An 8,796-nucleotide genomic window follows, 5' to 3' on the forward strand; every position below is an offset into this window, starting at 1 on the left:
CTGGAACGAAAATCAACAGACTTGTTTAACAGAGAATAGGAAAAAGTAATTGTTTTAAAGGAGATCCCATGAAAAAAACAGTCAAACTCTATTCCCGGCCGCGCTGCCACCTGTGCGAGACAGCCAGGGAAATCCTTGAGGACTTGCAGCAACTGTGGAATTTTACAATAGAAGAAATCAACATTGACCTTGATGATCAGCTCGTAGAAAAGTACGGAATCATGATTCCTGTCGTGGAATTGGACGGGGAAGAGCTTCAATATGGCATTGTGAACAAAAAATTCATAAGTGAAGCGTTTACAAGAAAAAACCTTGAGTTTATTAGTTGAATTGAGTTTTCACTCCTGTTAAAATGAAATCTGTAGCAGGGGTGATTTTTTTTACCGCAGGTGGGACATAATATGTCTTGGCGGGACATTTTATGACCAACAGTGAAAAAGGAGAATATCATTATGCACGATTCGCTCATTGATATTCAAAAAAGAATATTGCCCGATTTAATGCAAGTTATGCAAAAACGATACCTCATCCTGCAGTACATATACGTGATGCAGCCAGTAGGCAGGAGAAACCTTTCCGTCAGCTTGAACCTGACAGAGCGGGTTTTGCGTTCAGAGGTGGAATTTTTGAAGGACCAGAATCTGATCTCGATGTCGGTACAGGGAATGACACTGACGAATGAGGGAAAAGATATACTGGAAAGTCTTGATAGTGTAATGCGCGATATAATGGGTATTAACTCATTAGAGCGCAAGCTAAAGGAGAGCATGGGCATCCGGAGGGTGATTGTTGTCCCTGGGGATAGTGACCGCTCACCATGGGTGAAAAGCGAACTTGGCCGCGCGACTGCCGATTGCATGCAAAGTCTTCTGCATAGCAAGAATATCATTGCTGTGACAGGCGGATCGACGATGGCGGCGGTAGCGGATATGCTGACACCAGACTTTGGCGAAAAGGATTTGCTGTTTGTGCCGGCAAGGGGCGGGATTGGTGAGGACGTCAAGAATCAGGCAAACACGATTTGCGCAAATATGGCGGACAATACAAAATCGCGTCACAGGGTATTTTATGTGCCAGACCAGGTCAGCAGCGAGATTTACGACTCTTTCATAAAAGAACCACTGATTTACGAGGTATGGAATTTAGTTAAATCCGCTAGCATGGTTTTACATGGTATTGGAGACGCTATAACAATGGCGGAACGTCGTAATACCAGCCCTGAGGATTTGCAGAACATCCAGAAAGGCAAAGCAGTCGGCGAGGCTTTCGGCTATTATTTTAACGAAGCAGGGGAAATCGTCCACAAAGTGTTGACGATCGGTCTTCAGCTCAATGACCTCGCGAATATAGGCGATGTTATCGCGGTTGCCGGCGGTGAATCAAAGGCAAAGGCGATTAGAGCTTATATGAAACAGGCACCTTCCTCAACAATCCTCATTACGGATGAGGGAGCCGCCAAACAATTGTTACAAGGGTAACACCTTAATATAAAGGCTTTGTTAATCACTACTGAGTTAACAAAGTCAATAAAAAACATCTTTAAGGACTCGAAGGAGGAAATAAACATGGCAGTAAAAGTTGGTATTAATGGATTTGGACGTATTGGACGCGTAGTTTTCCGCGCAGCACTTAACAACCCTAACGTAGAAGTAGTGGCAGTTAACGATTTAACGGATGCAAACATGCTTGCTCATCTTTTAAAATATGACACTGTACACGGTACTTTAAATAAAGAAATTACAGTTGACGGAGACTACTTAGTAGTTGACGGCCACAAAGTAAAAGTTCTTGCTGAAAGAGATCCTGCACAACTTGGCTGGGGCGACCTTGGCGTAGAAGTAGTTGTAGAATCAACTGGACGTTTCACTAAGCGTGCTGACGCTGCGAAACACTTAGAAGCAGGCGCTAAGAAAGTTATCATTTCTGCTCCAGCATCTGACGAAGATATCACAATCGTTATGGGTGTTAACGACGACAAGTACGATGCAGCTAACCACCATGTAATCTCTAATGCATCTTGTACAACAAACTGCTTGGCTCCATTTGCAAAAGTATTGAACGACAACTTCGGCATCAAGCGCGGTATGATGACAACAGTTCACTCTTACACAAATGACCAGCAAATCCTTGACCTTCCGCACAAAGACTACCGTCGTGCACGTGCAGCTGCGGAAAACATCATTCCTACAACAACTGGTGCTGCAAAAGCAGTTTCTCTAGTATTGCCTGAGCTTAAAGGCAAATTGAACGGTGGAGCTATGCGTGTTCCAACTCCAAACGTATCATTAGTTGACCTTGTTGCTGAGCTTGAAAAAGACGTAACAGTTGAAGAAATCAACGCTGCATTCAAGAAGGCTTCTGAAAACGAACTTAAAGGTATCCTTGGATACAGCGAAGAGCCGCTTGTATCTAGCGACTACAATGGCTGTGCAAACTCTTCTACAATCGATGCACTTTCAACAATGGTTATGGAAGGCAGCATGGTAAAAGTAATCTCTTGGTATGACAACGAGTCTGGTTACTCTAACCGTGTAGTTGACCTTGTTGATTTCATCGCTAAAAAAGGTCTGTAAGCTATCATTGGATAAACCATCCATTAACGACTATAATGTAGTGGTGTGAATTGGGGAGCGGGGAAAAGTCCCTCTCCTCTTTTTCTGCTTAAAAGCGCTCAGGCGCTATTTTAAAGGAGGTCTCTAGCCTTGAATAAAAAGACAGTTAAAGATGTGGATGTAAAAGGAAAACGAGTTTTTTGCCGCGTTGATTTTAACGTGCCGATGAAGGATGGACAGGTTACGGATGATACAAGGATCCGTGCTGCACTTCCAACAATCCAGTATCTAGTTGAGCAGGGAGCGAAAGTCCTTCTTGCAAGCCACCTTGGCCGTCCAAAAGGGCAGGCTGTTGAAGAATTGCGTTTGACTCCAGTAGCAAAGCGTTTGTCTGAGCTGCTTGGAAAAGATGTAAAAAAAACAGACGAAGCATATGGCGACTCTGTAAAATCTGAAATCGACAGCATGAACGAAGGCGATGTCCTTCTTCTTGAGAATGTCCGCTTCTATCCTGGCGAAGAGAAGAACGATCCTGAACTAGCAAAAGCATTTGCTGAACTTGCAGATGTGTATGTGAACGATGCATTCGGAGCTGCACACCGTGCGCATGCTTCAACAGAAGGCATTGCCAAGCACCTTCCGGCAGTATCAGGCTTCTTGATGGAAAAAGAGCTTGAGGTTCTTGGAAAAGCTTTATCAAACCCTGAGCGTCCGTTTACAGCTATCATCGGCGGAGCGAAGGTTAAAGATAAAATCGGCGTTATTGATAACCTATTAGAAAAAGTAGATAACCTGATCATCGGCGGCGGTCTTGCTTATACATTCGTAAAAGCACAGGGCCACGAGGTTGGTAAATCTCTTTTAGAAGAAGATAAAATTGAATTGGCTAAGAGCTTCATGGAAAAAGCAAAGGCAAAGGGCGTCAACTTCTATATGCCTGTTGATGTCATCGTTGCTGATGATTTTTCTGCTGATGCAAATACAAAGGTCGTATCGATTGAAGAAATTCCTTCAGACTGGGAAGCTCTTGATATCGGACCTAAAACAGCTGAAACTTACCGCGATGTGATTCAAAAGTCTAAACTGGTCATCTGGAACGGACCAATGGGCGTATTTGAAATCGATAAATTCGCAGAAGGTACAAAAGCAGTAGCACAAGCATTAGCCGATGCAAGCGATACATATTCTGTCATCGGCGGAGGCGACTCTGCAGCAGCGGTTGAAAAATTCAATCTGGCTGACAAAATGAGCCACATCTCAACGGGCGGCGGTGCTTCCCTTGAATTCATGGAAGGCAAAGAGCTTCCAGGCGTTGTGGCATTGAACGATAAGTAATCGGATTAAGAGATATTCAGGAGCAGGGCAGCAGCAGTGCAAGGGTGCGGATCCTGGCTAGCAGCTGCACGCTCTGTTAAACAACAACAGCCCAACATCCAATGGGGAATTTTTAAATAGCTTTTACACATGTAAGATAAGCTTAAAAGCAATACTGCTTATATGAAGCAGGAAACTCGAAAGGAAGTGTCAGCATGCGAAAACCTATTATTGCAGGTAACTGGAAAATGCATAAAACGCTGCCTGAAGCGAAGGATTTCATTGAAAAAGTAAGCGGTCTTGTTCCTTCAAAGGACAAGGTTGAATCTGTAGTTTGCGCGCCAGCATTGTTCCTTGGACAATTGGTTGAGCTAACAAATGGATCAGAGCTTGAAATCGGCGCACAAAACATGCACTTTGAAGAAAACGGTGCTTTTACAGGCGAAGTCAGCCCGAAAGCATTGGAAGACATCGGTGTGAAATATGTTATCATCGGACACTCAGAACGCCGTGAAATGTTCAATGAAACGGATGAAAGTGTTAATAAAAAGACTTTAACGGCATTCAAATACAATCTGACTCCAATCGTTTGCTGCGGTGAAACGCTTGAGCAGCGTGAAAGTGGCGAAACAAATGAGTTTGTTGGCGGCCAGATCAAAGCTGCTCTTAACGGCCTTTCCGACGAGCAAGTAAAGCAGACGGTCATCGCTTATGAGCCAATCTGGGCGATTGGAACTGGCAAATCTTCTACTGCTGAAGATGCTAACGAAACTTGTTCACACATCCGCAAGGTGATTGCAGAACAGTTTTCTCCGGAAGTAGCAGAAGCGGTACGTATTCAGTACGGCGGAAGTGTAAAACCAGGAAACATCCAGGAATACATGTCCCAGCCTGATATCGACGGCGCTTTAGTCGGCGGTGCAAGCTTAGAGACAGATTCCTTCGTGCAATTATTGGAGGCAGGTACTCATGAGTAAACAGTCACCAACAGCTTTAATCATTCTGGACGGCTTCGCATTGCGCGGCGAACGGATGGGAAACGCCGTTGCACAGGCGAAAAAGCCTAATTTTGACCGCTACTGGAATAACTATCCGCATGCGCAATTGATTGCAAGCGGTGAAGCGGTTGGTCTTCCAGAGGGCCAAATGGGAAACTCTGAGGTTGGACACCTGAACATCGGTGCTGGCCGTATTGTTTACCAGAGTCTGACACGCGTGAACATCTCGATTCGTGAAGGCGAATTTGAAAAGAATGAAACCTTCCTTGCAGCGATCAAGCATGCGAAAGAAAAAGGCACAGCACTTCATTTGATGGGACTGCTGTCAGATGGCGGAGTGCACAGCCACATTGAGCACATGTTTGCTCTCTTGAAGCTTGCGGCAAGTGAAGGCCTTACAAAGGTTTACTTACACGGCTTCCTTGACGGTCGCGATGTTGGACCTCAAACGGCGCCAGGCTATATCAAACGAACATTAGAAAAAATGAGTGAAATCGGAGTAGGGGAATTTGCGACGATTTCTGGGCGATACTATTCAATGGACCGTGACAAGCGCTGGGAGCGTGTGGAGAAATCCTACCGTTCAATGGTGTACGGCGACGGACCTACGTATTCAAACCCTATGGAACTGATTGAAGATAACTATCACAATGGTATCTTTGATGAATTCGTTGTTCCATCTGTCCTTGTGAAGCCAGATGGTTCACCTGTTGCGACGGTCAAGAATGACGATGCTGTGATTTTCTACAACTTCCGTCCTGACCGCGCAATCCAGATTTCTAACACTTTTACAAATAAAGATTTCCGTTCATTTGACCGTGGACCTGGACATCCTGAAAATCTTCACTTTGTGTGCTTAACCCATTTTAGTGAGACGGTCGATGGTTTTGTTGCATTTAAGCCAACAAACCTTGATAATACAGTGGGAGAAGTGATTTCTCAGGCAGGCATGACACAGCTGCGTATTGCGGAGACGGAAAAGTATCCACACGTAACGTTCTTCATGAGCGGCGGCCGGGAGAAGGAGTTCCCTGGAGAGCAGAGAATTTTAATCAACTCCCCAAAGGTTGCGACTTATGACTTGCAGCCTGAGATGAGCGCATACGAAGTGACAGATGCATTGATCAGGGAAATCGAAGCAGATCATTTTGATGCGATTCTCTTGAACTTTGCGAACCCGGACATGGTTGGACACTCAGGTATGCTTGAACCAACAATCAAGGCTGTTGAAACAGTGGATGAATGCCTTGGACGCATTGTTGACCTGATTGTTTCCAAAGGCGGTACTGTGATTATCACAGCGGACCACGGAAACGCGGATGAAGTTGTGACACTTGAAGGCTCACCAATGACAGCACATACAACAAACCCGGTGCCTGTCATTGTGACGAAATCAGGCGTTGAACTTCGTGAAGACGGAATTCTTGGCGACCTTGCACCAACCATACTTGAACTTTTAGGACTCGATCAGCCAGCAGAAATGACTGGAACATCATTAATTAAAAAATAAGGAGAGATTACTATGCCATTTATTACAGACGTATATGCACGTGAAGTATTGGATTCCCGCGGTAACCCAACAGTTGAGGTTGAAGTTTTCACAGAATCAGGCGCTTTCGGACGCGCGCTAGTTCCAAGTGGTGCTTCAACAGGCGAATACGAAGCAGTTGAGCTTCGTGACGGCGACAAGAGCCGCTACCTTGGAAAAGGTGTTCTTAAAGCAGTTGAAAACGTGAACGAAATCATCGCTCCATTCTTGATCGGTGAAGAGTTCAACGTTCTTGACCAGGTTGGCATCGACCATGCTCTAATCGAGTTAGACGGTACTGAAAACAAAGGTAAATTAGGCGCTAACGCTATTCTTGGAGTTTCTATGGCTGTTGCACACGCTGCTGCAGACTACCTTGACATTCCTTTATACCAATACCTTGGCGGATTCAACGCGAAGCAGCTTCCAGTTCCGATGATGAACATCGTTAATGGCGGCGAGCACGCTGACAACAACGTAGACATCCAGGAATTCATGGTAATGCCTGTTGGCGCTGAAAACTTCCGTGAAGCACTTCGCATGGGTGCTGAAATTTTCCACAGCCTAAAGTCAGTTCTTAAAGAAAAAGGCTTGAACACAGCTGTAGGTGACGAAGGTGGATTCGCTCCAAACCTTGGTTCAAACGAAGAAGCTCTTCAAACAATCGTTACAGCAATCGAAAAAGCAGGCTACAAGCCAGGCGAGCAAGTTATGCTAGCTATGGACGCTGCTTCTTCTGAGTTCTACAACAAAGAAGACGGCAAGTACCACCTTTCTGGTGAAGGCGTTGTTAAAACATCTGCAGAAATGGTTGACTGGTACGCGGAAATGTCTTCTAAATACCCAATCATCTCAATCGAAGACGGTTTGGATGAAAACGACTGGGAAGGCCACAAGCTATTGACTGAGCGCCTTGGCGGAAAAGTTCAGCTTGTTGGTGACGACCTGTTCGTTACAAACACGAAGAAGCTTTCTCAAGGTATTGAGCAAGGCGTTGGCAACTCAATCTTGATCAAAGTTAACCAAATCGGTACTTTGACTGAAACTTTCGACGCTATCGAAATGGCGAAGCGTGCAGGTTACACAGCTGTCATCTCTCACCGTTCTGGTGAAACAGAAGATGCAACAATCGCTGATATTGCTGTTGCAACAAACGCTGGCCAAATCAAGACTGGTGCCCCATCACGTACAGACCGCGTAGCGAAGTACAACCAGCTTCTTCGTATCGAAGACCAGCTTGGCGAAACAGCTCGCTTTAACGGAATCAAATCTTTCTATAACCTTAAGAAGTAATTCTATTAGGTAGGTAAAATAAAACGCCGGCTGCATGACGATGCTGCCGGCGTTTTTTTTATGGTATTCTTTCCTGCCCCTATGGAGAAGAAATCAATTTTTGGTAAATAAAAAAGAATTTTTTCTTTTTGCAAAGTTCCGTACTCATTGCTCCAGGGTTAAATATATCCATTTGCATTTTCGTGACCAAAAACAAATCGAAATGAGCAAAATATGTTGTACCAACTAAAGATAGGAGCCAGTTGATATGAAAAAGAGATTACTTTTAGCTGGTATGATCATATTATGCATAATAGGCGGGCAGCCGAGGGTGGAAGCTGATTCAGGTACACCTTCTTCCGTGAAAAGAGACAAGTTCGAAAAGACTGGACATGTATTTTGGGATATTCCAGTGGATGAAAAGCTGGTGGCATTAACCTTCGATGATGGACCTGATCCACTTTATACTGCCCAAATTCTGGATGCCCTTGGCAAATACAATGCGAAAGCAACCTTTTTCGTCATCGGTGAAGAAGCAGCAAGATATCCTGAGATCGTAAAGCGCGAGGCGAGGGAAGGGCATGAAGTGGCTAATCACACATATCGCCATCATTTCCGTGACGGACATTCGCCGGCTATGCTAAAAAGGGAATTGGAAAAAAGCGAGAAAGTAATCAAGGAATTGACTGGCTACCAGCCTACGCTATTCCGCCCTATTGCCGGATATTATGATGAAGAAATTATCGATACAGCAGTTGCTGAAGGTTATAATGTGATTCTCTGGTCCTGGCATCAGGAAACGAGAGACTGGAGCAAGCCGGGTGCCAATAAGATCGTAGAAAATGTCATATCAGATACGAGGCCAGGAGATGTGGTTATCTTTCATGATGCTGGCGGTGACAGGACTCAAACAGTGAAGGCTCTTGAGCAGATTCTTGAAATCCTGTATAAGAAAGGCTATAAATGCACAACAGTATCGGATTTGCTGTTTAGGTCAAACTCATTCCTGCCAGCCTCACTCCGTTAAACAGACATCTTTTAGAAACACAATCCATTGTGTTTCTTTTTTTGTTGGATAACAATGTATAGAATTCACTTCGAGAATTGTCCAGCTCCAGCGCCTAGCCCCTCG

The 8,796-nt window shown here is 44.7% G+C and carries 8 protein-coding genes; all 8 read left to right on the plus strand.

The window, feature by feature from the left end; translation table 11 throughout:
• The first annotated feature begins 68 nt into the window (after nucleotides 1-68).
• The 8 genes from V7201_RS00250 to V7201_RS00285 all read left to right on the plus strand — a co-directional run bounded on the left by V7201_RS00250 (nucleotide 69) and on the right by V7201_RS00285 (nucleotide 8,691).
• A complete protein-coding gene (locus V7201_RS00250) occupies nucleotides 69-329 on the plus strand; it encodes a glutaredoxin family protein (RefSeq protein ID WP_335374781.1) in 261 nt (86 codons plus the stop codon).
• Between the two features lie 123 nt (nucleotides 330-452).
• Nucleotides 453-1,478 (plus strand): sugar-binding transcriptional regulator, encoded by a 1,026-nt coding sequence (locus V7201_RS00255; RefSeq protein ID WP_335374782.1) that lies wholly within the window; start codon nucleotides 453-455, stop codon nucleotides 1,476-1,478.
• Between the two features lie 87 nt (nucleotides 1,479-1,565).
• Complete coding sequence (gene gap, locus V7201_RS00260) at nucleotides 1,566-2,573, plus strand: type I glyceraldehyde-3-phosphate dehydrogenase (protein ID WP_335374783.1); 1,008 nt, start codon at nucleotides 1,566-1,568, stop codon at nucleotides 2,571-2,573.
• Nucleotides 2,574-2,702: 129 nt separating this feature from the next.
• The gene (locus tag V7201_RS00265; protein WP_335374784.1) at nucleotides 2,703-3,887 is read left to right on the plus strand and encodes a phosphoglycerate kinase; all 1,185 of its coding nucleotides are present in this window, start codon (nucleotides 2,703-2,705) and stop codon (nucleotides 3,885-3,887) included.
• Between the two features lie 194 nt (nucleotides 3,888-4,081).
• Nucleotides 4,082-4,843, plus strand: coding sequence for a triose-phosphate isomerase (gene tpiA / locus V7201_RS00270; protein ID WP_335374785.1), 762 nt, complete (start codon nucleotides 4,082-4,084; stop codon nucleotides 4,841-4,843).
• On the plus strand, nucleotides 4,836-6,374 hold the full coding sequence (gene gpmI / locus V7201_RS00275; RefSeq protein ID WP_335374786.1) for a 2,3-bisphosphoglycerate-independent phosphoglycerate mutase: 1,539 nt from the start codon (nucleotides 4,836-4,838) through the stop codon (nucleotides 6,372-6,374). Before tpiA ends, gpmI begins: the two co-directional genes overlap by 8 nt.
• 12 nt (nucleotides 6,375-6,386) lie before the next feature.
• Nucleotides 6,387-7,685: a phosphopyruvate hydratase gene (gene eno / locus V7201_RS00280; protein ID WP_335374787.1), complete on the plus strand. Its 1,299-nt coding sequence runs from the start codon at nucleotides 6,387-6,389 to the stop codon at nucleotides 7,683-7,685.
• A 247-nt stretch (nucleotides 7,686-7,932) separates the two neighbouring features.
• Nucleotides 7,933-8,691 carry a polysaccharide deacetylase family protein gene (locus V7201_RS00285; RefSeq protein WP_335374788.1) on the plus strand — a complete coding sequence of 253 codons (759 nt, stop codon included), beginning with the start codon at nucleotides 7,933-7,935 and terminating at the stop codon, nucleotides 8,689-8,691.
• Nucleotides 8,692-8,796 lie beyond the last annotated feature (105 nt).

Source organism: Bacillus sp. JJ1122, assembly GCF_036964885.1.
Taxonomy (GTDB): domain Bacteria; phylum Bacillota; class Bacilli; order Bacillales; family Cytobacillaceae; genus Mesobacillus.